The following is a 25,268-nucleotide window of genomic DNA, read 5'->3' as shown; positions in this document are numbered from 1 at the left end:
CGGAAGTTATGCTTGAAATCTAGTAGAATAGGGGAATGGAAGAATAGATAGAAAGGTGGGATGTTGGATGACTAAAGGAACCTCCGTCTTCAGGCAGTGGCAAATGCCCGCGGCCGCCCTCGTCTGGCTTGTGACAACGCTTCTGCTCATCCTATTTACATACAATGAAATCAACCACTATGCCTATGCGGCGCTGGGGCTTCTCGTCCTTCTTTTCTTTGCAGGCACTGACAGGCTGGCGTTCTTTTTCTATGTGCTGCTGACGATCGGCACGGTCTTCAGCTTGTTGTTCCTTGCGTTCCGGGGGGAATGGAAAGCGATGGAGCAAGCCGCCGCAATCGGCCTTCATTTCCTGTTCCTTGTGCATCTTTTCGCCCTGTATTCAATTGCAAAGTATGTCTATCAGTACAGGACGGAGAATGAAAGACTGCGTGAGCAAGTGCTGTTATTGGAAGATTACATTTCCGAGGAAGGCGTGCTGACGAAACACGAATTTGAAAAGCAGGCTGCCAGCATCCTGTCCATGATGAGACGGCGGAAGGAACCGGGCTACTTTATCAAAGTGGATCTGTCCGGCGTCCCGAGACATGCACTCAAGAAAGCGATGCTGACAACAGGGAGTGCACTTCATCAGGCCATCCGGAAGTATTACGACATCGCGGGCCAGTACGACAGCAATACTCTGATCATCCTCGCCCAGAATACGAACCGGGACGGGCTGCAAGTGATCGAGCGGCGGATCAAAGAGAAGCTGTCGGAGCGTCTTGAAGAGAAGACCATCGCGAAGCTGCGCTTCATGGTCGAGGAGGCGGATACGGAGCGGACGGTGGAAGAGCAGGTGATGTCCAGGTGAAACCTAGAACGATCGGCCTCCTCGCAGGGTTTGTCCTGTTCATCGTATTGATTATTGCAGCAATCATTTACAATGTGGTGTACCTTCTGCTGTTTACGACGATTCTGTTCCTGCTGCTGCTCGGCTACTACTCGCTGCTCATGCTAGCGGGCCTGTATAACCGGCTGAAGATCGACCGGATACCCGAGCTTGAGCATTATCCGGGCGTCGATATCCTCATTCCGGCACATAATGAAGGGATTGTCATTAAAGATACGATTGAAGCAATGGTCGCGCTGAAGTACCCCGGCGACCTGCAAATTTACGTCTTGAATGACAATTCGACGGACGAGACGGCGGAAATCGCCCAGGATTTTGACGATACCTATAAGAATGTGCATCATATCAAAGTGCCGCCGGGCGAGCCGAAAGGGAAATCCCGCGTCTTGAACTACGGGATCAGCATTTCGGGCAATGAATACTATTGCGTCTATGACGCGGATAACCAGCCGAATCCGGATGCCTTGAAGAAACTTGTCGCAGTGTCGGAAACGAATCCTAAATCTGCGGGCGCGGTCGGCTACGTTCGGACGTTGAATGAAGACGCAAGCTGGCTCACCCGCATGATTTCGATCGAATTCCAAGTGTTCCAGCTGCTCATGCAGTCGGGGCGCTGGCAGCTGTTCAAGACAGGGTCACTCACCGGAACAAACATGCTTGTCAAACGGTCTGTCATCGAAGAACTGGGCGGATATGATCCATATGCCATCGCGGAAGATGCCGAATTGACGCTCCGTATCACACAAAAGGGGTATTATTTGCCGATTGTCCCGTCATCGATCACCTGGGAACAGGAGCCGGAGACACTGTCCGTCTACCTGAAACAGCGCACACGCTGGCTGCAGGGGAACCTGTATATCGTGGAGAAGACTCTGACGGAACCCGGCTATTTCCGCGGAAAGCTGCTTGTCCACTCCATTCATCAGCTGATGGTCTATGTCATCTTCTGGCTGTTCCTGATCGTTTCGTACATCTGGTTCCTGCTCGGCATCCTGAACATCTTTTCGGTCCAGTACACCTATCCGCTGCTGTTCATCTGGTACGTCGCCTATATCGTTTATACGGCGCAGCTGTTCGTCGCCCAGTCGACGCAGCGGACCTTCACGCCGATCAATGTGTTCATCAGTATCATCATGTACTTCACCTATGCCCAGCTCTTCTCATACCTGTTTGTCCGCAGCCTCATTCTGTACTTGAAGGCGAAGAAGAACCGCCAAGTGATCGGCTGGGACAAAACACAGCGCTTCAAATCGAAGTGACAGTGTTATAATGGGGCAAAGGGGGATGAGGAGATGAAAACATTACTGCTGACGGGGTTTGAACCGTTTTTGAACTACCCGGTCAATCCGACGGACCGGATTGCGCGCGAACTGCACGGCCGGACGATTGGCGGATATACAATCCATAGTGAGATTCTCCCCGTCGATTTCAGCGAGTCGGGGAAGCAGGTGCTCGCGCACATCGAGAAGATCCGGCCGGACGCCGTGCTGTCACTCGGTCTTTCCGGCGGCCGCTTCAAGATCACACCCGAACGCATTGCCATCAACGTAAGCGACGGTCCAGTCGACAACAATGGCTACAAGCCGGTCGACGAACCGATCGCTGAAGACGGAGCGGACGGCTACTTCACCAACATGCCGATCCGGAAAATGGTAGACGCACTGAAAGAAGCGGGACTGCCTGCCGACATCTCCAATACGGCCGGCGCCTATCTCTGCAACAACGTCATGTACCAGGCGCTCCATTATGTGAATCAACAGCGGCCTGACATGCTCGCCGGATTCATCCATATCCCGGCATCCCACGAACTCGCGGCCCAGCACGGCAAAGTGCCAAGCTGGTCGCACGAAGACCTGAAGCGCGCGATCGAAATCTGCATCGATGTGCTGGAAGGGGAATGAAAATGGAAAACCCGCATGGCTGGAGGCCGATGCGGGTTTTTGTTATTGATGTTTTATATAGTCTTAGCTGTTCTCAATGCGGCGAATTTGTAAATCGTGAAGGGCAGTTTTTTGATACGTGAACTCAATATCTCCGCTTATGATGTCCAGCTTCTTGTATGTTTCTTTGAACCGTTGAGTCAGTTCTTCCCGGAAACCCTGTTGTCCTGTATGGAGAATTACCAAAGATGTATTTGTCTCTTCCCGGAACTCTTTCAATTCTGTTCCAATGGAGGTAACACGTTTATCCAAAGACGCGGCACGCATATCCAAAGACTCGACGTGCTTATCCAAAGACTCGACGCGTTTATCCAGAGAATCAACACGTTTATCCAGAGAATCGACCCGTTCAAAAAGACGTGAAACATCAACTTTAATTTCCTTGATTTCATGTTCAATCCCAGTTAAACGATGATTAGTTGTTTGGATCTCTTCCAGGATTGTGTGCAAAAGTTTTTCCATCTGTTACACCTCCCGTATACTGGTAGAATAGCTGGGGAATTTAGTATCAAACAGTGATTGGGGTTAATAAAGAGGTTGACTATATGATACCACAAACAGATCCTGCCCACACGTTGTCTTTGGATTTTAAAGATAAGCAGATGGATACGTCAGCACACATACATATGGTTGTAACAATTTCTTGAATGTTGTAACTAAACCGTTTCTGATGAGTCTAATCGGATAAGAAGGCAAATTGGAAAGGGTTGGTTCAATTGAGGAAAACATACGGTTGGCTGGCGGTTGCCGGGCTGATTGCTGCGGTTGTGCTGGTGTTCGCGTTTCTCATAGAGAAAGTGGAGGTGGCGGCTTCCGGTTCGGCGGCGGAGAAGCATGGGTGGGTTGCCTATTTTTCATCACCTTTAGCACAGAAAGCGATTACAGATGGAATCGTATTTGTGGCAGACCGCGATGGAAAGAGAGTGGAGGCGAAACTGGCTCTCGAACAGGATGGCAAGCAGCTGCGCGTGCAAGGACTGGCGCCGGGCAAGTATACGCTCCATGTAGAGGATGATGCGCTGAGCAGGACTTTCCTTTCTTCCTTGAAGCAGAATAAGCTCGACTTTACGGTGTATCAATCCGTTCACTCCGTCACGTCTGCAGAGGAGTTGAAATCCTATTTTGAACATGCGAAAGCAGCGCTTCAGAAAGGAGGCGGCCCTGAATTCTACAGCTCTGCGGGGGACGCTACAGAAGAAAGCTCGGATAAGGCATCGAGCGGCGGCAGTGCCGATCATTCCACAACCAATCATCAGGTCGACGGAGTGGATGAAGGGGATCTCGTCAAAACGGATGGCGATTTCATTTATTCCATCATCGACGGCAGCAAAGTGGCTGTGACTGATATTCGCAGAGGGAAGCTGGCACAGGCCGCTTTCATTGATGAAGATCAGTCGTTTTATCCATCGCAGCTTTATTTGCATGGCAAGATGCTTATCATCGTCGGTGACCGGATGATGGCCTATGAAGAGGAACAAGAGGCCGCGGACCGGATTATGCCGCTGGAAAGCATGACAGCGGTCCTGTTCTATGATGTGTCAGACCCTGAAAAACCGGTGCTTGTCCGTGAAATTAGGGCGGAAGGCTATATGAACAGTTCCCGGAAGACCGATGACACCTTCTATTTGGTGACGAATATGCATCCAAGGCTGTGGGCGATCGATGAGATCGAGGGCGATGCAATGCGGCCGCGCCTGTTTGATTCCACTCAGGGGGAATCGTATATGGCGTACAGCGAAATCGGCATTCTGCCGGGCAGCGAGGAGCCGTCGTATACGATTGTGACGTCAATCGATCTGGGGTCGCTGAAGACGGGGAACGTGGAGACAAAAGGCTATCTCGGCAGCAGCGGGCAGCTGTATATGTCGAAAGAGAACCTGTATCTGACAGCGGTCGACTATGGAAATCCGGCTGCAGGAGGCGCGAAAATCGCCTGGAATCCTGGAGATCTGCAGACGCAGTTCTTTAAATTCAGCCTGGACGGCACGAAGGTGAAGTTCACAGGTTCTTCGGCGATGAAAGGCATGGTGCTCAATCAGTTCTCCATGGATGAACATGACGGTCATTTCCGCGTCGTCATGACTGAAGGGGAAGCCTGGAACCGGGAAGGGGAGCCGTCCAAGAACCATCTGTACATTCTTGATGAAACCATGTCACTCACAGGCTCGGTCAAGGATCTGGCGAAAGGCGAACGTATCTATTCCGCGCGGTTCATGGGTGACAAGGCGTATATGGTGACGTTCCGCGAGACCGATCCGCTCTTTGTCATCGACGTGGCAGATCCTGCGAAACCGGAAGTGCTCGGTGAACTGAAGATTCCAGGGTTCTCCAACTACTTGCATCCGCTCGGTGAGAATCATCTGATCGGATTCGGCTATGAGACAGAGGTGCAGAAAAATCCGTCCGGCGGCGAGCCGCTGATCCTGACTGGCGGGATGAAGATTTCGCTCTTCGATATTACCGATTTTGCGAATCCGAAAGAGGCCGACACGGAAATTATTGGCGGAAGGGGCACGTATTCCCCGATCCAGTATGACCACAAGGCACTGCTCGTGCATCCTGGCAAGAATCTGTTCGGCTTCCCGGTCAGCTTGTATGATGAAAAGAGCGGACAGCGGATTTCCTTTACTGGATCGGGTGCAGCTGTGTATGAAATCTCTCCTGAAAAAGGGATTGTCCTGAAGGGCGACCTGATCGAGAAGCCGGCGAAATATCAGCAATACGAAGAGTGGGAGACGCAAATCCAGCGGCTCGTCTACAGCGGCGGCCGGCTGTTCACCATTGCACCTGGCGAAATCAACAGCTACGACCTTGCAACGTTCAAAAAAGCTGGCCAATTAAAGATGAAATAAGCGAAAAGAGTCTTGCCGCACGGGCAAGGCTCTTTGGCTTTGAGCATGAAAGAAGCAACACGTCCTCGAAACGAAGCAATGCAGCGCCCGAAAGAAGCAACAGGCAACGGAAAAGAAGCAATCAAGCCAACAAACGAAGCAACGCTGCCTGAAACGAAGCAATCCTATGCTGAAAAGAAGCAACGACTCTCCCAGCCGCGTGCAGCGACTGCCATGCCGAACGAAGCAACACGTCCTCGAAACGAAGCAATGCTGCGCCCGAAAGAAGCAACAGGCAACGGAAATGAAGCAATCAAGCCAACAGACGAAGCAACACTGCCTGAAACGAAGCAATCCTATGCTGAAATGAAGCAACGCCTCTCTCGGCGGCCGCGTGCAGCGAGTGCATTGCCGAACGAAGCAACACGTCCACGAAACGAAGCAATGCAGCGCCCGAATGAAGCAACAGGCAACGGAAAAGAAGCAATCAAGCCAACAAACGAAGCAACGCTGCCTGAAACGAAGCAATCCCGCGCTGAAATGAAGCAACGCCTCTCTCGGCCGCCGCGTGCAGCGACAGCATTGCCGGAAGAAGCAACACGTCCTCGAAACGAAGCAATGCAGCGTCCGAAAGAAGCAACAGGCAACGGAAACGAAGCAATCAAGCCAACAAACGAAGCAACGCTGCCTGAAACGAAGCAATCCCGCGCTGAAACGAAGCAACGCGCTTCTCAGCCCCCGCCCGCCAAAATGAAATTGTGTTTTCCTCGCACCTCCGATAAGATGGAACTACGAATGACGAGGGGGTACGACGCAAGATGACGGATGAAGAATTAGCGTACGAGTGCTGCCTGCTTGCCGGGAGGCTGATGATGGAGGCGGGGGCGGAGACGTACCGGGTGGAAGACACGATGGACCGGATGGCACGGTCGCAGGACTTGCCGGCTGCCCACAGTTTTGTCCTGCCGACCGGCATCATTCTGTCGCCGGGCAGTCCGCATCACTCCAAGCTGATCCGCATACCAAACCGGTCGACGGACCTCGAGAAAATCGCGCGGGTCAATGCGGTGTCCCGCCAGCTGGCCCTTGGCGACATCACGCTTCCGGTCGCCTATGAGCGGCTGCAGGAGATTGAGACGGCAAATGAGGCGTTTCCGCTATGGCTGCAGATTGTGGCGGCGGCGATTGTGGGCGGTTCATTCCTCATCATGTTCGATGGCGTATGGGGTGATCTGCTGCCGGCGTTCATTGCGGGCGGTGCAGGCCACCTGTTTGCATATCTGGTACAGGAGCTTACTAAGGTCAAGTTTTTCGCGGAATTCGTGGGGGCGCTGGCCGTGGGGCTTGCCGGGTTCCTAGCGGTCCAAGCAGGGATCGGCACGGAACTCGACAAGATCATCATCGGCGGTGTCATGCCGCTTGTACCTGGGCTGCTGATCACGAATGCTGTCCGGGATCTCATGGCGGGCCACTTCATGTCGGGTCTTGCCAAAGGAGCCGAAGCATTCTTGACGGCCTTTGCGATTGGCGCGGGAGTTGCGCTTGTTTTATCTTTTTAGGTGGTGAACGTGATGATATGGATTGTCCAGGGGATTTTCAGCTTCTTGGCGGCGGTCGGCTTCGGCGTCCTGTTCAATGCGCCGCGCAAGATGCTTTTATATTGCGGCATTGCGGGAACAGCGGGATGGCTCATTTATTACTATAGCGATATGCTGTCGGGGGATGTGGTGAAATCCTCGTTCCTCGGTGCGTTTGCCGTCGCGTTTGTCGCGCATCTATTCGCGAAGCGCTATAAGACGCCGGTCATCATCTTCAGCGTCGCCGGCATCATCCCGCTTGTTCCGGGGGGCACGGCCTACAGCGCGATGAGGTATGTCGTTGAAAATGATTATTTGCAAGCGATCGCTTTCGCTTCCAAAGCGCTCATGGTTTCAGGCGCGATTGCGATGGGTCTCGTATTTGCCGAAGTGATCATCCAGCTTGTCTATAGAGGACGGACAAAAAGACGGAAGGCCGCATAAGGCTTTCCGTCTTTCTTTATGAATTAATTAAAAATAATATCCTCCACAGGGGCAGGCGCGCCGATGTAATAACCTTGGATGGCGTCGACGCCCATCTCCTTCAGCGCTTCGAATTGCTCTTCCGATTCCACGCCTTCCGCGGTAACACAAAGCCCCATCGACTTTGACAGCATGATCATCCCTTCGACGAGCTGCCGTGTTTTTGGGTGCGTAAGAAGCGATTGAATGAATACCTTATCAATTTTCACAAAAGAGATCGGCAAGTTCTGCATGTATCTAAAAGAAGCATACCCTGTGCCGAAATCATCCAGGACAAACTGTACGCCCGCATCACGCAAGCCCTTCATCTGACGGATGATCGAGTTCTCCGTTTCCGCCTCAAACGCAAACTTTTCCGTGATTTCCAGCTGCAGCCGGTCGGCAGGACAGCCGGTCTCATGCAGAATGTGCAGGATGCTGTCTTTCATTTCCGATTTGCTGAACTCCCGGACGGACGAATTGATGGAGATTTTAACATTCTGGTTTTCCTGCGCAAGCCGTGACGCAAGTTTGGCCGCTTCTTCGATGACAAACGTGCCAATCGCGTGTATCAAACCGTTTTCTTCCGCAATGGGAATCAACTCATCCGGCATGACATAGCCGAGTTCCTCGTCTTTCCAGCGGACAAGCGCTTCATACAAATTCACTTGTCCGGTCGCGACGTCATATTGCGGCTGATATACGACCTGCAAATTACGGTGGTCGAGTGCCGTCAGCAACTTCCGGTCGATGATCGCGCGGCGGTTCAGCCCTTTATGGGAAGCGGCGGATAGGGAAGCGATCCGGCCGCCGCCGCTATTCGTGATTTCTTTCATCGCGGCGAGTGCAGCGGTCACAAGCTGTGTGTATGTCTGCTGATCTTCCGGATAACGGACAATCCCTCCGCTGATCGACAGCGGCAATGCGGAATGGTCGATATAGATCGGCTGCTCTTTCAAGAAACTGAGGAATCCTTGGATATACCAGTCACCGAAAGGGGTCAAGAGCGCGAATTGGCCGACGCCGACACGCGCAATCGGACTGTCCTGGAAGTAACGTTTCAAGCGGTTCGTGAACTCTTTGATCAGTATGGATTCCGAATCGTGCGAGCTATGGTCCTTCAGCGTGTAATAATGATCGATTGAAATGTAGACGAATGAGAAATGCCGGTCATTTTCTATGTAGTCGCCTACAAGCGATTCGAGTTTGTGGCGGCTCATGAGGCCAGTCTCGTAATCAATGAAGGCAATCTGCTGAAGCTTCTCTTTCATTTCTACATCTTCCGTCACATCGAGTTCGAGGAATGTAGCCGTTTTCAATGTCCCTTCACTCATTTCAGGAATAGCGACCATCTTGACAAAGTATGGCTCCCCTTGCCGAGAGAGCTTTTTCGCTGTGCCAAACCATGACCTGCCAGAGGCGAGCCGGCTCCAGATGGCATGTGACTGATCTTGTCCCTCCTCATCGGAAGGGAACATCTGCCAGAAGGTCTTTCCGAGCACCCGCTTTGGCGTCCATCCGCTTGTCTCGAGGAAGTTGTCGTTGACAAATGTGATGAGGCCGTCGCTATCCGTGCGGGTGACCATATAATATTTTTCCAGGCTGTCCATAATGCCGGGTATGGCGAGCCTGTTTTGCTCATGTTCCGAATCCATCCTTAAGTCCCCCTTCACCTGCATGTATCTATATATTTATGCTATAGATAGTATACAGCATAAATTCCCTAGATAACTAGTCCATCCGGTTAAATGTTAACAATTAGTCAAAATGGTTATAGGGCGTTTAGAACAGAGAAACTTGAAAACATCAATAAATCAAAAGAGGAGTTCTATAAATAGGAGTAATGAATCATCATTCAGGAAATGAATTTCCGCTTCTCAACAGTAAAAACACTTGGACTTCTGAGGACTCAGCTAAAAGAGGATGAATGCAAAAATGAATTTTGCTTATCGATTCTTTCTATATCTATGAACTTGATCGGAATGACTGTCTGATTTCAAGAAATCTCAAACCATTCAATCTCCATTCTATACAGGAGTAGAATCCTATGGCATAATAGGAATCAGTTGAAAAGTAATTCGTAAAACGAAAGAGTTTCTGGGGGTTGGAAGTATGAAAACTGTCTTTTCTTATGCTAAGCCATATAAATGGCCGATTTTGATCGCCTTGGTTCTCATGCTGATGGAACTTGCGGTTGAATTGATCCAGCCGCTTCTCATCGCAAAAATCATTGATGACGGAATTTTGGCAGGAGAGGCCAATGTTATCTGGACATGGGGAAGCGTCATGATGGGACTGGCGTTTGTCGCCTTGATTGCAGGGGTCGTGAATTCCTATTTTGCATCGCATGCGTCGCAAAGTTTCGCATATGACTTGCGGCGGGCGCTGTTCCGCCAAGTGCAGGCCTTCTCGATGGCGACATTTCTGAAGTTCCCGACGTCCGGGTTGATCACCAGGCTGACGAGTGATGTGACTCAGGTGCAGAATACATTATTCATGGGGCTGCGGATCATGCTGCGTGCGCCGCTGCTTGTAATCGGAAGCCTTGTCATGGCGTTCCTCGTCAATGTCAAGTTAGCTATGTATCTCGTCATCGGAGCGCCGTTCCTGTTTGTATTCTTATTTATCATGGCACGCCGCGGCGTCAAGCTTTTCGGAAGAGTGCAGCGGCGTCTTGACCGGGTGAACCGGGTCATACAGGAAAACTTGCAGGCGGTCCGTCTGATCAAAGCGTACTTGCGCGGCATGTATGAATCCAGCCGCTTCTCAAAAGTGGCCGATTCCTTGCGTAAGGACACGGTCACTGCCATGCGGAACATGGAGCTGATTTTGCCTGTGCTCATGTTCATCATGAATCTGAGCTTGCTCGCCGTCCTTTGGTTCGGAGCGGCGCAAATACGCGAAAGCGGGGCGCAAGTCGGGGAGCTTGTCGCGGTTGTCAACTATGCACTCCGGATGACAGGTGCGTTCTCGATGTTCGCCTTCATCATCGTGGCGTTCTCCCGGGCGAAAGCCTCATCGGAACGGATGGAGGAAGTGCTGCTTGCAACTGACGATCTTGAGACGAGCGTTTCGGAGAGCTCCGGTTTCCTCAGCCAGGAAGGGGATCTGCGTTTCAAGCATGTCTCCTTCCGGTATCCCGGGAAGGAGGAACCCGTGCTGGATGATATCTCCTTCCATGTGAAACCGGGTGAGAAGCTTGCAATCATGGGGGCTACAGGAGCAGGGAAATCGACATTATTGAACTTGATTCCGCGGATTTTTGATTCGACTGAAGGGGAAATCCTAGTCAGCGGAGTGGATGTGAAGGAATGGCCACTGAAGGAGTTGCGGGATACGATCGGCCTTGTGCCGCAGCAGTCGATCCTGTTCACCGGCTCGATCCTTGAAAACTTGGCGTGGGGCGATACGGAAGCGCCGCCTGATGAACTTGAAGGAGCCGCGCGTAAAGCGCAGATCCATGAATCGATCGATACGTTCCCGAAAAAGTATGAAACACGTGTCGGCCAAAAAGGGGTCAATCTGTCAGGCGGCCAGAAACAGCGGCTGTCAATTGCACGAGCGCTCGTCCGTAAACCGTCGATCCTCATTTTGGATGACAGTACGAGTGCGCTCGACGTCAAGACGGAAAACGCCCTGTGGGATGCGCTGGAAGGCGAGAAGGCGACCATGCTCGTCGTCACGCAAAAGATCCAGACGGCCCGGGGCGCTGACCGGATCCTTCTGCTAGAACAAGGTAAAATGGTCGGCTACGGCACTCATGATGAGCTGATGAAGCAATCAGCGCTGTACAGGAAAATTGCGGAATCGCAATCGAACGAGGAGGTGGATCTGGATGCCGCGAGCAATTCATGAACCGTTCGGCTATGAACCGGTCATAAAAAAGGAAGATATCAAAGGGCCTGGCCGTAAGAAAGTGGAACGGGCAAGCGACTGGAAGTCCGTGCTTTTGCATATCTGGAGACTTGTCGATGAGCAGCGCGGCCTTCTGATCACAGTGCTGGCGCTCGTGTTTGTCAGTTCCGCGCTGACGCTCCTGGGGCCGCTGCTGATCGGTAAGATTCTGGACAACTATATTATCCCGATGAAATTTGATGGCCTTTCAACTGTCATCGGCCTGCTGATTGCCATTTACATCGGCCAGTCGCTCGCACTCTACTTCCAGAGTTTCTGGATGGTCGGCATTGCGCAGCGTACAGTTTACCGCCTGCGCGCCGGCCTGTTCGAACACCTGCAGAAGCTGCCGGTATCGTTTTTCGACAAGCGGCAGCACGGGGAACTGATGAGCCGCGTGACGAATGATATCGAAAACGTGAGCCAGACGCTGAATTCGTCGTTCATCCAAGTGTTCTCAAGTATCCTGACGCTCGTCGGAACACTCGCTGTCATGCTCTACCTGAGTCCGGTTCTGACGCTGATTACAATGATCATCGTACCGGTCATGTTCACGGCGATCAGGTGGATCACCCGCCGGACGGGCCTGCTGTACAAAGAGCAGCAGCGTGCAGTCGGCGTCCTGAACGGCATGATAGAAGAGACGGTATCAGGCCAGCGGATTGTCAAAGCATTCTCGCAAGAACAGCGCGTCATGGATGAGTTTGCGGAAAAAAGCGGGCATTTGCGCCGCACAGGGTTTTGGGCACTGACCTATTCAGGGTTCATCCCGAAAGTCATGAATATGCTGAACAACGTCAGCTTCGCGCTTGTCGCAGGTGTCGGTGGATTGATTGCTCTAAAAAGCGAGGGGCTCGTGACGATCGGTACGATTGTCGTCTTCTCGGAATATGCCCGCCAGTTCACGCGGCCGCTGAATGATCTTGCCAACCAGTTCAATACCGTCTTATCCGCGATTGCTGGAGCAGAGCGCGTCTTCAATATCATGGATGAGCCGATTGAGAAGGATGAAGCGACGGAGCACTCGGACACAGTGCTGAAAGGGGACGTGGAATTCCGACATGTGTCGTTCGGCTATGCACCCGAGACGGATGGCTATACGATCGACGATGTCTCTTTCCATGTGAAGCCGGGTGAGACAGCCGCATTCGTCGGGGCGACCGGAGCCGGAAAGACGACGATCATGCAGCTGTTGGCCCGTTTTTATGAAGTGAATGAAGGGCAAATCCTCATTGACGGCATACCGATCAACGAACTGCCGCGCCACACATTGCGCAGCCAGACGGCATTCGTTCTGCAAGATCCGTTCCTGTTCGAAGCATCCGTCATGGAGAATATCCGCTATGGCAGGCTCGATGCAACGGACGAGGAAGTGATCGAGGCGGCGAAGAAGGCGAATGCCCACTCGTTCATCTCCCGTTTGGATGACGGTTATGAGACGATCCTGACGGCGGACGGAGGGGAAATCTCCCAGGGGCAGAAACAGCTGCTCTCGATTGCAAGAGCCCTTGTTGCGGATCCTGTCCTCTTGCTTTTAGATGAAGCGACGAGCAGCATCGATACGGTGACGGAACTGGAAATCCAGGAAGCACTCGATCGCCTGATGGAAGGGCGCACTAGCTTCGTCATTGCCCACCGGCTGAACACGGTGAAGAAAGCGGACACGGTATATGTCATGGGCCATGGTAAGCTGATCGAATCTGGCAGCCAGGAAGACTTGGTAAAGCGCCAAGGGGTCTACTACAATATGCTGATGGATTCTCAAGTTTAAAAAAGCTGCGGAGCAATGGCTCCGCAGCTTTAATGCGTTCATTATTTTGTATCTTCGACGTCCAGTTCGTTGCCATCGTCAAAATCGACATCCAGGTCGAATTTCGAGTAGTTGTCGAGTCCGTACCATTGAAGAATTTCGTCAGTCGCCTCTTTTTTAGATGTATCTTTTGTCAGCATGAGTTTCTTGAAGAGTTTATCCAGCTCATTCATCGCTTCATCATCTTTCAAGTCGACGCCTGTCAATGTATTGATATAGATTGCTTCAAGTGTCTTATCGATTTCGTACTTCGCTTTGATGGCCTCTTGTCCGTCAACCTCAATCTCAAGATCGAAGTTATCGAATCCGTACCCGTCTCCTGTGTTGAGTGAGCCGCCGTCATCATCGGTGACGTTCGTTACACTGTCCTTGCTTGGGTCGTTGCCCTCTGTTTCATCTTTTTTCTTGTCGCCGCACGCTCCAAGGAACAACGCAGACATCAAAAGAAAGATACCGAAGACTGTTAACTTTTTCATATCCGCACAACCTCTCCTTCACTGATTTCCTACTGTATAGTTTTCCTTAATTGCTGGAAAGTAAACCAGTGACTTTGGAAGGAGAAATGTTCAGTGTATGTAAAATAAAGAATCCTTTACCACTTTACTTTATGCTCTTCCGCAGTGCCAAGGAGCTGCCGGATCAGAAGGATGGCACCGTCCTGAAGCGTTACCTGGCCGTTGAAATATCCGACAAGCTGCCGGGCGCTGGTCTTGAGCAGGCGGATATCGGACGTGGCATGCCGCTCAAAGAACGGGATGAAAGACAAGTTGACGGAGCCCGAGAACTTCGTCTGGATGCGCCATGGATCCATATAATTGGCAGGATTATAGGTGAAGATGACGTCCTCGTGTATTTTGGTCATCCGCCCGTCGACGAACACCGCGTTTTCGGTCATCCCGGTGCCGTCCGTCCATTTGCCTCCGAAGTTCAGACCGATCCGCTTGCCGCCTGACCACTGGGATGCCATCGCCCAGTTCCATTCCGCTTGCCGAGGCCAGACGCCGCGGCTGAAGTCGAGGACGGCAAAGCTGTAATCCGGATTGAAATCATACCGCTTGCTGCCGAGTTTCACAAAGCCGTTCACAGGCAGCGAGTGATGCTTGGCAATCAGCTGAAAGACGTCCCTGTTCCGAGGAATGACGACGTTTAGCGAATCGTCATCCGGCGGGTGTGTGATATGCAAGTCGGCGTGCAGCCCTTCATTGTCAAAATCCGGAATAGTGACGGACAGATGGGTTTTGCCTTGCATATGCACTAGCTGGACGGATACCTGGTCGTTGACGAATTTCAGATTGCCGTGAACCTCCTCCGGCATCTTCAGCTTCTTCATAGCAGGCAGCACAAACTGCTTCTCCGAAAAACGCTGCGTCTCATAATCGAGAAGATATACGAGGCATACGACCGCGTAGTCGAGATGGTTAATAGAAGCGGAAAAGAGGAGGTCCTCCCCGAACACGCACCAATAATTCCACTTCTTCTTCCGCATGAAATGGCCTCTGAGATTGCTGCTGATCAGCGGCTGCCGCGCATAGCCGATCGCCGCCGGATTCAACTGGCCTTTTGTATCACAAAGAAGCACCGGTTCCGTAATTTCCCTCTCCGCATGCTGCATGGAAACCTCCCCCAATCCCTATTGTCTTTTTAAAACGTCCTTGTTATAATGACATTGTAGCAGATAAACGGGGCATTAGCTCAGCTGGGAGAGCGTCACGCTGGCAGTGTGAAGGTCACCGGTTCGAACCCGGTATGCTCCATCTTACGGAAACCCTTTCAACTCAACGTTTGAGAGGGTTTCTTTTTTTATGCTTATTTTTTCGGAAACAAATTGTCACCATATGGCTTCTTCAAGTGTGTTAGTAGTGAAAGGAGTTGAAGGACGTTGCAGCAGGTCTGGTCGGCTGAACTGGATATGGAGCGTGTTGTGGATACATACGGCAATATGCTTTTTAGGTTATGCCTTGTCATGTTATCCAATGAGATAGATGCAGAAGATGCTATGCAGGACACTTTGATTACATATCTGACGAAGGCTCCGGTTTTTGATGACTCTGAACACGAGAAAGCCTGGCTTCTGACGATAGCGACAAATCGATGCAAGAATATGCGAAGGTATAACTTTATCCGTAAACATATCGATATTCATGAGTTGCAACTCTATAGCAGGAACGACGAAACCCATGGCATGCTCGATCATCTCATGAGGTTGCCCGCTAAATATAAGGCGGTCTTGTTACTTCATTATGTAGAGGGCTATAAAGTCGATGAAATCGCGAAAATCCTTACTATTACGGCGTCAGCTGTGAAAAAGCGTCTGCAGCGGGGGAGGGATCTTCTTCGCGAGAGATATCGAAAGGAGAATGAAGATGGACTTTGAAAAGATCAAAGATGTTGTTACTTCTATTGAGATGTCACCAGATATGGAGAGGCGTGTGAAAGAGAATATGGGTAAGAGGAAAAAAACAACTTTTAGAAAGTGGATCCCAGCAGCAAGTACATTTGCGGCACTTTTGGTAATCATGGCGGGACTTTCTACATTTACGTTTAGTGGAGAAATACAAGGCGTGAATTTCGCAATCACAGCTTATGCAGTGGGCGAGGATACAACAATTACACCAGATCAAGCGACGATTGAATTAGGAACTGAAGATAGAATGGGTATTGTAAGTATAGGCGGTGATGGGGACAAATATATGTTTACAGATGTTATGCTCAAAATAACGGGTGAACAGATTGACTCCATTACGTATACAATGAGCGATGGTAAATTTGTAGAAGACGTTACAATTACATCTGATAAGCACCCAAGCACTGAATGGCTACAAAAAGAGAACATCAATTTCGTTCTTAGTGAGCCGGATTCCGGTATATATGAAGGCGTAAGGGAAATCGGGAAAACCTACACTGTACCATATACGGAACAGGAAAAGAATAAATATACACTTGCCATTCCGCACGATGGCAATAATGGAATGGTTAACGACGTCATGATTAATGTGAGTGTAAAATATACAGATGGCAGCTCGGAACAACAAGATATCATTGTAACGCAAGAATCAGATTCGATTTTATTAAAGCTTAAGTGAGTCAATTTCATAATTGCTCTTTTTAAAAATGCAAAGACTTTCCCGATGAGAATTTTGCATTTCAAAAAACAGAAATCATGCGACTTTTTGTTGTTGTAACGATACGTTAATACGATCGGCTGCTAGCTTTGAGGCATTATAAATTAAGACAATGGCGTCAAAATGGACTTTCGCTCGTTTTCCAGTTCGATACCGTACATTGTTAAGTTGATAGAATTCTTTCAGATAGGCATTGACACGTTCAACCGCAGTTCGGCGGGCGAAGACTTTCTTCCAAGCTTTTGATCCGCGCGCTGGCACCGTGTACTTGCGAAGGTCTGTGGCACTTTTAACCTTATATACTTTCTGGCATTGGCCTTGGTTGGCGAGGGGACAATCTTTACACTCGAGTGGTTGCGTGTATTTCAGGGTTCCATATTTCGGGTCATAGCTGTCATAGCGATAGGAATGCTCCCTAAAACAGGTCGGTGCAAAGTGTTCATCATAGCCGATCATTTCACGTTCGTTTCGCTTATTATAAGCAATGTTTGACTGATGTCCCATCCGATGGATTTGCTCATAAATCGGTTCAAAGTCATAACCGGCATCCATGGAGTGATGTTGAATGGTAGACAGCTGGAACTGCGCCAACCCTTTCAACAGCGGAATGGCCGCTTTTCCATCATTCAAATTCCCAGAGGACAGAATGGACTGCAGGATGTATTGACTGGTCGCACCCACAGCTAAATGGCCTTTGTAGCCAAACCAAAAGACATTTTTCCCTTCGCTGTTCTTTTTAATGCCCCATTTAGGGGCTTGAGGTATTTCTGAGCGTAACTTATGAAGAGGCGCATCAAGCTGAGCTTCAATCTTCTTTTCATAAAGAGACAAATTCGCTTCCTCTTGGGCCTTGTCTGCCAACCATTGCTCGCGCTCTTCTTTCTTTTTTCGTCCCCGTTTTTTGGGCGTTTTCTTGGTATCTGCCTCCTTCGGAGGCGCCTGGTCCCGAGCTTCAAAGTGAGTGGCGTCAATTGCGATTGTTTCATCGGCAATAAACCCTTCGCAGATGGCTGTCTCGATGACTGTTTGTTGCACGCGCTCCAAGATATTTGATTCACTTAACTTTGTGAGAAGTCGGCTGTAGGATGCTTCGGAAGGAATCGAATCGGACACCTTGAAACCGCAGTCCAGTTTAAATGATAGATCCCGTTTCAGCCGTTTTACTAAGTCGGCAATCGTAGGAATTCGTTCAACGTACCGAATAAAAAAGCTGACAAGCATAGCTCCATAATTCAGCTCTACAGGCGCACCAAGACTGGATTTCTTATTGATCGCAAAGAAGATTGCATCCAGATCGAGCGCACTTATAATCTCTTGATATTGTTGGGTAGGTTCCATGTCGTATAATTCTTGGATGCCAAATAGGCTTTGTTGTCGTATAATGGTCAAAGGGAGTACCTCCAGTCTTTTGGGATGTTTTAGTCGACTACCATTATACAAGACTTGGGGAGGTACTTCTTTTTTGATGTCTTGAAACCCTTGATAGATAAGGGCTCGGAATTATGAAATTCACTCAAGTGAGTCAATTTCATAATTGCTCTTTTTAAAAATGCAAAGACTTTCCCGATGAGAATTTTGCATTTCAAAAAACAGAAATCATGCGACTTTTTGTTGTTGTAACGATACGTTAATACGATCGGCTGCTAGCTTTGAGGCATTATAAATTAAGACAATGGCGTCAAAATGGACTTTCGCTCGTTTTCCAGTTCGATACCGTACATTGTTAAGTTGATAGAATTCTTTCAGATAGGCATTGACACGTTCAACCGCAGTTCGGCGGGCGAAGACTTTCTTCCAAGCTTTTGATCCGCGCGCTGGCACCGTGTACTTGCGAAGGTCTGTGGCACTTTTAACCTTATATACTTTCTGGCATTGGCCTTGGTTGGCGAGGGGACAATCTTTACACTCGAGTGGTTGCGTGTATTTCAGGGTTCCATATTTCGGGTCATAGCTGTCATAGCGATAGGAATGCTCCCTAAAACAGGTCGGTGCAAAGTGTTCATCATAGCCGATCATTTCACGTTCGTTTCGCTTATTATAAGCAATGTTTGACTGATGTCCCATCCGATGGATTTGCTCATAAATCGGTTCAAAGTCATAACCGGCATCCATGGAGTGATGTTGAATGGTAGACAGCTGGAACTGCGCCAACCCTTTCAACAGCGGAATGGCCGCTTTTCCATCATTCAAATTCCCAGAGGACAGAATGGACTGCAGGATGTATTGACTGGTCGCACCCACAGCTAAATGGCCTTTGTAGCCAAACCAAAAGACATTTTTCCCTTCGCTGTTCTTTTTAATGCCCCATTTAGGGGCTTGAGGTATTTCTGAGCGTAACTTATGAAGAGGCGCATCAAGCTGAGCTTCAATCTTCTTTTCATAAAGAGACAAATTCGCTTCCTCTTGGGCCTTGTCTGCCAACCATTGCTCGCGCTCTTCTTTCTTTTTTCGTCCCCGTTTTTTGGGCGTTTTCTTGGTATCTGCCTCCTTCGGAGGCGCCTGGTCCCGAGCTTCAAAGTGAGTGGCGTCAATTGCGATTGTTTCATCGGCAATAAACCCTTCGCAGATGGCTGTCTCGATGACTGTTTGTTGCACGCGCTCCAAGATATTTGATTCACTTAACTTTGTGAGAAGTCGGCTGTAGGATGCTTCGGAAGGAATCGAATCGGACACCTTGAAACCGCAGTCCAGTTTAAATGATAGATCCCGTTTCAGCCGTTTTACTAAGTCGGCAATCGTAGGAATTCGTTCAACGTACCGAATAAAAAAGCTGACAAGCATAGCTCCATAATTCAGCTCTACAGGCGCACCAAGACTGGATTTCTTATTGATCGCAAAGAAGATTGCATCCAGATCGAGCGCACTTATAATCTCTTGATATTGTTGGGTAGGTTCCATGTCGTATAATTCTTGGATGCCAAATAGGCTTTGTTGTCGTATAATGGTCAAAGGGAGTACCTCCAGTCTTTTGGGATGTTTTAGTCGACTACCATTATACAAGACTTGGGGAGGTACTTCTTTTTTGATGTCTTGAAACCCTTGATAGATAAGGGCTCGGAATTATGAAATTCACTCAAGTAATAAATCAATACGATGGAGCAGGAAATTCTAGGTGGGAAAAGCTGCATGACGGATCACCGGTTTGTTCCTGGTATGCTTCATTATATGGAAACCTCGTTAACGAAACGATTGACGGGGTTTCTTTTTTGGTTCCGATTTTCAGGAAGGATTGAAAAATTGAAATGGGGTAATACTAAAGATAACTGAATGTTCGTGAAAAGAGGAGAACGCCATGAAGTGGAAGCTGAGAAGAGATACCCCTGCCGCTGCAACCGGCACGCGTGTGACATACTATTTCACGGTCATCTTCACGGCGCTCGGCACCGTGCTCGCTTTCTATTACCTCTATCAGGCGATGGACAAGTTCACCGTGTTCCATCTGATTGTCTCGATTTGCGGGGGCGGCATCCCGGTAGGCCTCGCCGGCGCGTTCCTGGATTACCGGCTTTTGAAGCGGAGAATAAAAACAGAGAAACGGCCTGCTGCTGAGTCTGTCCTTATCAGGAATTGGAGAGCGGTAATTGAAAAACGCATGACGCGCCATCCTCGGTCATAGGATAATGCCGAGGAGGCGTTTTTTTATGTATGACCGGGAAGCGGCGGTCCGGTATGCGCGGCAGTGGTGGAATGGACGGAATCCGGCATACCATTCATTTGATGTCGACTGTACGAATTATATTTCGCAGTGCCTGCATGCGGGCGGAGCACCGATGTATGGGTATCCGGATCGGTCGCGGGGCTGGTGGATGCAGGGCAACTCCTGGAGTTTCAGCTGGTCGGTCGCCCATTCGATGCGCTGGTATCTGTCAGGTTCTAAAAAAGGACTGACGGCGCGGCAAGTGGGATCCGCGGAAGAACTCGATATCGGCGATCTGATCTGCTATGACTTTCAAGGCGACGGCCGGTTCGACCATACGACCATGGTGACGTCGAAGGACGGCGATACGCCGCTCGTCACTGCTCACACGTATGACGCAATCGATCGGCACTGGGATTATAAGGATTCCTATGCATACTCGCCGAATGCCAAGTATCTTTTCTTCAAAGTGAATGACCATTTTTCGTAAGGAAGGCTCCCGTTGATTCCAGGCATGAGACCAGGGTTTCATGTGCAATCCGTAACCATGGTATACTAGTCACTAGAATCATATAAAGGGGAGTCATAGCATTATGAATGAACAAGCTTTGTCAGTCCGGGACGCCATCGTCAACCGCCGTTCCGTCAAGAATTTCAATGGACAGCCGGTGGATCTCGATGACATCATGGCGATCCTGGAAGACGCTCGCTGGGCGCCGAACCACGGCAACCGCAATCCGTGGCGGGTCATCGTCGCGGCGAATCAGGAATATGTGCAGATGCAAGAACTGCTAAAAGAATACGGGCTTCCGAAGTGGAAAGAACTGTCCGATGAGGATCTGGAGAAGCAGATGAAGAAATTCACGACACCTGGCGCAGCCATGTTTGTCATCGTGCCGGAGGATGTCCGCCAAAAAGAACGGCTGGAAGATTACGCAGCAGCCAGCGCCTTCCTGCAAAACGTCATGCTGCTCGCCTGGGATAAAGGGATCGGTACCTGCTGGAAAACTCCGCCATTCATCGACAACCCCAAATTCCGCGACGCACTCGGCGTTAAACCGGAAGAACGCATCATCAGCATGTTCCAATTCGGCTACTACGACGACATCCCGAAAAACCGCGTCCGCAAACCGCTTGAGGAGTTCGTGACGTTCTACGGAAAAGAAGAAGAGTGAGTGGAAGGCACCCGGCGTACCGCTGGGTGTTTTTTCATCTTGATATCGGTCGTTTTACTGGTTAAGCGGATCACTCCGCCAGGTAATCGGTCGTTCCTCGAGCTAAACGGATCACTCTGTCGCCTAAACGGTCGTTCCTCGAGCTAAACGGATCACTCTGTCGCCTAAACGGTCGTTCCTCGAGCTAAACGGATCACTCTGTCGCCTAAACGGTCGTTCCGCCAGCTAAACGGATCGCTCGGGCAGCTAAACGGTCGCTCCGGTGGCTAAATGGATCACTCGGCCGGCTAATCGGTCGTTCCTCGAGCTAAACGAATCACTCGGCCGGCTAAACGGTCGTTCCGGTGGCAGGCCGCATTGTATATGTTAGGTAGTAACCATCTAATCGGATGCTCTAAAATAATGCGAACTCCTCCCTTGAAATGCCAAGGACAAGTTAGATTTTTGTAACAATCTTTTAGATACCTGGCTGCATTGGAGTAAGGCGAATTGCCGAAATTGCTTATTTGTTATTGTAGGACCGATTAATAGGAACCAGTCCTCAATTAGATCTTGATGAGCTAGGTGAGAATGCTGGCCGCAATGAGGACATAACCACTTTTTAGTATGACGGATCATCCCGATTACAGAACATGCGGGACAGATCACTCCTGGTTGAATGGAATCTATAGGTAGATCGAAAACTTGAAGAAGGGGTTTAGATATATACTCTTGATGTGCTTTGAGGATGGCAGATGCAAGTCTGTGCATGCTCTCTGAAGAGATTATTTCACTTGAATCTTTACAGTTATATAAAATAATTGGAACTTCTGGAGCGGTCAAAACTTGCTTTGCTGGAGTTTCTGCAATACTAATTTCGTTTGAAAAGGCAAGTACAACCATCCCGACGATCGGCAAGTCTATATCTCTTTGCAGTAACCATTGCCTAAGAAATATCTCTTTGCGATCCAACTCTAGAATGGGATTTTGGATGACTTTTCGCTCTTGATTGATTTCCTGGATGAATTGCGTTGGATGGGACGTAATTGTTATCTTGCCCGCTAGATTTTTAACTTCAAATAAGATGATTTTACTGGTTGTCAACAACATGGAATCTATCTGAAAGTAAATCCCCTTTTGTTTTAGACAGACATCGTGAAGAATAACGTGTGGTTCTGATGGTCGATATTCGTTCATATGTTTATCGAAAAATGTTTCGCCTGAAAAACCAGCAGCTCGTTTGCGATACTCTTCTGCAATTTGGCTGTATTTTTCATGTGACGCTGGCAACCTTTTCAATAAACGACGCAGTGCATGAAGCGTGGAAGGTTCTCTTCTAACTTTTTTAATCAATTCACTCACCTCAACTGCACTATAACAAAGTTAATTACTTTCTCAAAACATGGAAAACGGTGATTTGACCCGGAAAAGTACCTCAAATCCAGGATTTCAATTCAGCAAAATCGAAGAAACAGCATAGGTATCATGTTTTGTAAAAATCAAATCACGAATTTGGCATATTGTATTATATAAGTTAAACAGATCACTCTGCCGCGTAATCGGTCGCTCCGCTGGTTAAACAGATCACACTGCCGCGTAATCGGTCGCTCCGCTGGTTAAACAGATCACACTGCCGCGTAATCGGTCGCTCCGTGGGCTAAACAGATCACTCCACCGTCTAATCGGTCGTACCGCCGGCTAAACCGATCACTCCGCCGTCTAATCGGTCGCTCCGCGGGCTAAACCGATCACTCCACCGCCTAATCGGTCGTTCCGCTGGTTAAACCGATCACTCCACCGCCTAATCGGTCGTTCCGCTGATTAAACAGATCACACCGCCGCTTAATCGGTCGCTCCGCCGCCTAATCGGTCGTTCCACCGGCTAAACAGATCACACCACCGCGAAATCGGTCGTTCCGCTGGTTAAACAGATCACACCGCCGCGTAATCGGTCGCTCCGCTGGTTAAACAGATCACACCGCCGCGTAATCGGTCGTACCGCTGGTTAAACAGATCACACCGCCGCCTAATCGGTCGTTCCGTCGGCTAAACGGATCATTTCGCCGCGAAATCGGTCGTACCGCCGGCTAAACAGATCACACCGCCGCGAAATCGGTCGTTCCACCGGCTAAACAGATCACACCGCCGCGTAATCGGTCGTTCCACCGGCTAAACGGATCGTTCCGCCGTCTAATTGGTCGTTCCGCTGGTTAAATAGATCACACCACCGCCTAATCGGTCGTTCCGCTGGTTAAACAGATTACTCCGCCGCGAAATCGGTCGTTCCGCTGGTTAAACAGATCACACCACCGCCTAATCGGTCGCTCCGCGGGCTAAACGGATCACTCCACCGCCTAATCGGTCGTACCGCCGGCTAAACCGATCACTCCGCCGTCTAATCGGTCGCTCCGCCAGCTAAACAGATCACTTCACCACCTAATCCGGCCGTGGACGCATACCAAAAAACCGCTGCCCCAGCAGCGGTTCCTCATCATCATTTCTTCAGTTCATCCACCGGCAGGTCGGCGAGTTCGTAGTAGTAGTCGCCGATGACGCGCAAGCCGTTGTCGAAGTTTTCGAGGTGGAAGTGCTCGTTCGGCGCGTGGAAGTTTTCGCTCGCGAGTCCGAAGCCCATGAGGACGACAGGCAAGCCGAGAATTTCGTCGAAAGCGGCGACGATCGGGATCGAGCCGCCCATGCGTGTGTAGGCAGTTGGCGTGTCATACACTTTTTCGTATGATTTCCCTGCTGCCTGGATGGCCGGGTGGTCGAATGGTGTGATGAACGGTTTCCCTTTGTCGAATTCGCTCACTTCTACGGTGACGCAGGCCGGCTTGTGTTCGTCAATATGCGCTCTCAATTTCGCGACGATGTCATCCGGATCCTGATCAGGCACGAGGCGGCATGTGATCTTCGCGCCTGCTTCTGCCGGCAGGACGGTTTTGATGCCTTCGCCGGAGAAGCCGCCGAAGACGCCGTTCACTTCGAGGGTCGGGCGTGTCCAAGTGCGCTCCAGGTATGAATAGCCTTTCTCGCCGAACAGTTCCGGTACGCCAATCTCTTCTTTCAGTGCTTCTTCGTCGAAATGGAGGGCTGCGTATGCGTCGCGTTCCTCTTGCTGAAGAGGGCGCACGTCATCGTAAAACCCTTCGACTGCGATCGTGCCTTCTTTATCATGGAAGGAAGCCAGAATGTCCGCAATTGCATGGATCGGGTTTTGAACGCCGCCTCCGTAAATGCCGGAGTGGAGGTCGCTATTCGCGCCTTTCACATCGATCTGGATGCCAGCAAGGCCGCGGAGACCGTAGCAGATCGCCGGTTTCCCGGGACCGTACATGCCTGTGTCGGAGATGACGATGATATCAGCGGCAAGCTTTTCTTTATTCTCCTGAATGTATTTCTCGAGGTTCGTGCTGCCGACTTCCTCTTCGCCTTCGATGATGAATTTCACGTTGACCGGCAGGCTTCCGCCGTTTTCATGCATGAGCGCTTCAACCGCCTTGACGTGCATGAACACTTGTCCTTTGTCGTCGCTTGCTCCGCGGGCAAACAGCTTACCGTCGCGGACTTCCGGCTCGAACGGCCCGCTTTTCCATAGATGGAGCGGGTCGACCGGCTGGACGTCGTAATGGCCATAGATGAGCATCGTCGGTTTGCCTTCCGCATGAAGCCAGTCGGCGTAGACGACAGGATGTCCTTCCGTTTCGTCGATGGAGGCGTTTTCAAGACCCGCCTTTTCGAATGAATCCTTCAGCCATTCGGCCGCTTTGCGCATATCGCCTTTATGTTCGGAAAGGGCGCTGATGCTTGGGATGCGCAAGAAATCCTTCAATTGATCCAAATGCTCTTCGCGGTGATCTGCAAAATAGGTGTTCAGTGAATCCAAGTGTGTCATTGCAATCCCTCGTTTCCATATTTGTATGAAACATAGTATAGCAGAAAATAGAAG

22 protein-coding genes and 1 tRNA gene are annotated in these 25,268 nt (G+C 50.1%); 15 read left to right on the top strand and 8 right to left on the bottom strand.

All coding sequences use genetic code 11. The features are described 5' to 3' along the window. The first annotated feature begins 67 nt into the window (after positions 1 to 67). The 3 genes from ACZ5FK_RS08265 (at position 68) to pcp (ending at position 2,793) form a co-directional block, all read left to right on the top strand. Positions 68 to 853: a hypothetical protein gene (locus tag ACZ5FK_RS08265; protein WP_464804458.1), complete on the top strand. Its 786-nt coding sequence runs from the start codon at positions 68 to 70 to the stop codon at positions 851 to 853. Between the two features lie 86 nt (positions 854 to 939). Next, positions 940 to 2,151, top strand: a complete 1,212-nt coding sequence (locus ACZ5FK_RS08260) for a glycosyltransferase family 2 protein (RefSeq protein ID WP_464807400.1) — start codon at positions 940 to 942, stop codon at positions 2,149 to 2,151. 33 nt (positions 2,152 to 2,184) lie between these two features. Then, the gene (gene pcp, locus ACZ5FK_RS08255) at positions 2,185 to 2,793 is read left to right on the top strand and encodes a pyroglutamyl-peptidase I (protein ID WP_464804457.1); all 609 of its coding nucleotides are present in this window, start codon (positions 2,185 to 2,187) and stop codon (positions 2,791 to 2,793) included. A 63-nt stretch (positions 2,794 to 2,856) separates the two neighbouring features. Here pcp and ACZ5FK_RS08250 read toward each other — a convergent pair whose 3' ends face one another. Next, the gene (locus tag ACZ5FK_RS08250; RefSeq protein WP_464804456.1) at positions 2,857 to 3,294 is read right to left on the bottom strand and encodes a hypothetical protein; all 438 of its coding nucleotides are present in this window, start codon (positions 3,292 to 3,294) and stop codon (positions 2,857 to 2,859) included. Positions 3,295 to 3,548: 254 nt separating this feature from the next. Here ACZ5FK_RS08250 and ACZ5FK_RS08245 point away from each other — a divergent pair, with 254 nt between their 5' ends. The 4 genes from ACZ5FK_RS08245 to ACZ5FK_RS08230 are packed head-to-tail and all read left to right on the top strand — an operon-like array spanning position 3,549 to position 7,684. Next, complete coding sequence (locus ACZ5FK_RS08245) at positions 3,549 to 5,684, top strand: beta-propeller domain-containing protein (protein ID WP_464804455.1); 2,136 nt, start codon at positions 3,549 to 3,551, stop codon at positions 5,682 to 5,684. Positions 5,685 to 5,723: 39 nt separating this feature from the next. Further along, positions 5,724 to 6,485 (top strand): hypothetical protein, encoded by a 762-nt coding sequence (locus ACZ5FK_RS08240; protein ID WP_464804454.1) that lies wholly within the window; start codon positions 5,724 to 5,726, stop codon positions 6,483 to 6,485. After that, complete coding sequence (locus ACZ5FK_RS08235; protein ID WP_464804453.1) at positions 6,482 to 7,222, top strand: threonine/serine exporter family protein; 741 nt, start codon at positions 6,482 to 6,484, stop codon at positions 7,220 to 7,222. Before ACZ5FK_RS08240 ends, ACZ5FK_RS08235 begins: the two co-directional genes overlap by 4 nt. 12 nt (positions 7,223 to 7,234) lie before the next feature. Further along, positions 7,235 to 7,684: a threonine/serine exporter family protein gene (locus ACZ5FK_RS08230; protein ID WP_464804452.1), complete on the top strand. Its 450-nt coding sequence runs from the start codon at positions 7,235 to 7,237 to the stop codon at positions 7,682 to 7,684. Between the two features lie 23 nt (positions 7,685 to 7,707). Here the strand turns inward: ACZ5FK_RS08230 and ACZ5FK_RS08225 are convergent, their stop codons facing one another. Further along, entirely contained in the window at positions 7,708 to 9,357 is a 1,650-nt protein-coding gene (locus tag ACZ5FK_RS08225; RefSeq protein WP_464804451.1) for a putative bifunctional diguanylate cyclase/phosphodiesterase, read from the bottom strand. Positions 9,358 to 9,814: 457 nt separating this feature from the next. On the opposite strand from ACZ5FK_RS08225, the gene ACZ5FK_RS08220 reads away from it, so the two are divergent. Together ACZ5FK_RS08220 and ACZ5FK_RS08215 are read left to right on the top strand one after the other, a co-directional pair. Beyond that, a complete protein-coding gene (locus tag ACZ5FK_RS08220) occupies positions 9,815 to 11,557 on the top strand; it encodes an ABC transporter ATP-binding protein (RefSeq protein WP_464804450.1) in 1,743 nt (580 codons plus the stop codon). Next, the gene (locus tag ACZ5FK_RS08215) at positions 11,538 to 13,367 is read left to right on the top strand and encodes an ABC transporter ATP-binding protein (RefSeq protein WP_464804449.1); all 1,830 of its coding nucleotides are present in this window, start codon (positions 11,538 to 11,540) and stop codon (positions 13,365 to 13,367) included. Before ACZ5FK_RS08220 ends, ACZ5FK_RS08215 begins: the two co-directional genes overlap by 20 nt. A gap of 41 nt (positions 13,368 to 13,408) precedes the next feature. Here the strand turns inward: ACZ5FK_RS08215 and ACZ5FK_RS08210 are convergent, their stop codons facing one another. Then, complete coding sequence (locus tag ACZ5FK_RS08210) at positions 13,409 to 13,882, bottom strand: YusW family protein (protein ID WP_464804448.1); 474 nt, start codon at positions 13,880 to 13,882, stop codon at positions 13,409 to 13,411. 116 nt (positions 13,883 to 13,998) lie between these two features. Further along, entirely contained in the window at positions 13,999 to 15,018 is a 1,020-nt protein-coding gene (locus ACZ5FK_RS08205; protein ID WP_464804447.1) for a DUF2804 domain-containing protein, read from the bottom strand. Positions 15,019 to 15,087: 69 nt separating this feature from the next. On the opposite strand from ACZ5FK_RS08205, the gene ACZ5FK_RS08200 reads away from it, so the two are divergent. From ACZ5FK_RS08200 to ACZ5FK_RS08190, 3 genes are all read left to right on the top strand, one after another. Continuing rightward, a tRNA-Ala gene (locus ACZ5FK_RS08200) sits at positions 15,088 to 15,160 on the top strand. Positions 15,161 to 15,285: 125 nt separating this feature from the next. Next, positions 15,286 to 15,780, top strand: a complete 495-nt coding sequence (locus ACZ5FK_RS08195; protein WP_464804446.1) for an RNA polymerase sigma factor — start codon at positions 15,286 to 15,288, stop codon at positions 15,778 to 15,780. After that, positions 15,770 to 16,489 (top strand): hypothetical protein, encoded by a 720-nt coding sequence (locus tag ACZ5FK_RS08190; protein WP_464804445.1) that lies wholly within the window; start codon positions 15,770 to 15,772, stop codon positions 16,487 to 16,489. The genes ACZ5FK_RS08195 and ACZ5FK_RS08190 overlap by 11 nt, the downstream gene beginning before the upstream one ends. 75 nt (positions 16,490 to 16,564) lie before the next feature. Here ACZ5FK_RS08190 and ACZ5FK_RS08185 read toward each other — a convergent pair whose 3' ends face one another. Further along, positions 16,565 to 17,917: a transposase gene (locus ACZ5FK_RS08185; RefSeq protein ID WP_464804444.1), complete on the bottom strand. Its 1,353-nt coding sequence runs from the start codon at positions 17,915 to 17,917 to the stop codon at positions 16,565 to 16,567. 207 nt (positions 17,918 to 18,124) lie between these two features. Next, positions 18,125 to 19,477: a transposase gene (locus ACZ5FK_RS08180; RefSeq protein WP_464804444.1), complete on the bottom strand. Its 1,353-nt coding sequence runs from the start codon at positions 19,475 to 19,477 to the stop codon at positions 18,125 to 18,127. A 343-nt stretch (positions 19,478 to 19,820) separates the two neighbouring features. Here ACZ5FK_RS08180 and ACZ5FK_RS08175 point away from each other — a divergent pair, with 343 nt between their 5' ends. The 3 genes from ACZ5FK_RS08175 (at position 19,821) to ACZ5FK_RS08165 (ending at position 21,340) form a co-directional block, all read left to right on the top strand. After that, positions 19,821 to 20,144, top strand: coding sequence for a hypothetical protein (locus ACZ5FK_RS08175; RefSeq protein WP_464804443.1), 324 nt, complete (start codon positions 19,821 to 19,823; stop codon positions 20,142 to 20,144). Between the two features lie 25 nt (positions 20,145 to 20,169). Next, positions 20,170 to 20,655: an amidase domain-containing protein gene (locus ACZ5FK_RS08170; protein ID WP_464804442.1), complete on the top strand. Its 486-nt coding sequence runs from the start codon at positions 20,170 to 20,172 to the stop codon at positions 20,653 to 20,655. Positions 20,656 to 20,758: 103 nt separating this feature from the next. Further along, positions 20,759 to 21,340, top strand: a complete 582-nt coding sequence (locus tag ACZ5FK_RS08165; RefSeq protein ID WP_464804441.1) for a nitroreductase family protein — start codon at positions 20,759 to 20,761, stop codon at positions 21,338 to 21,340. Between the two features lie 381 nt (positions 21,341 to 21,721). Here the strand turns inward: ACZ5FK_RS08165 and ACZ5FK_RS08160 are convergent, their stop codons facing one another. Together ACZ5FK_RS08160 and ACZ5FK_RS08155 are read right to left on the bottom strand one after the other, a co-directional pair. Then, complete coding sequence (locus tag ACZ5FK_RS08160; protein WP_464804440.1) at positions 21,722 to 22,672, bottom strand: nuclease-related domain-containing protein; 951 nt, start codon at positions 22,670 to 22,672, stop codon at positions 21,722 to 21,724. A gap of 1,141 nt (positions 22,673 to 23,813) precedes the next feature. Next, positions 23,814 to 25,214: a dipeptidase gene (locus ACZ5FK_RS08155; RefSeq protein WP_464804439.1), complete on the bottom strand. Its 1,401-nt coding sequence runs from the start codon at positions 25,212 to 25,214 to the stop codon at positions 23,814 to 23,816. Positions 25,215 to 25,268: the final 54 nt, after the last annotated feature.

The sequence above is a fragment of the Sporosarcina sp. GTC18466 genome (assembly GCF_055389225.1).
This window is presented reverse-complemented; position numbering and strand designations above follow the sequence as displayed.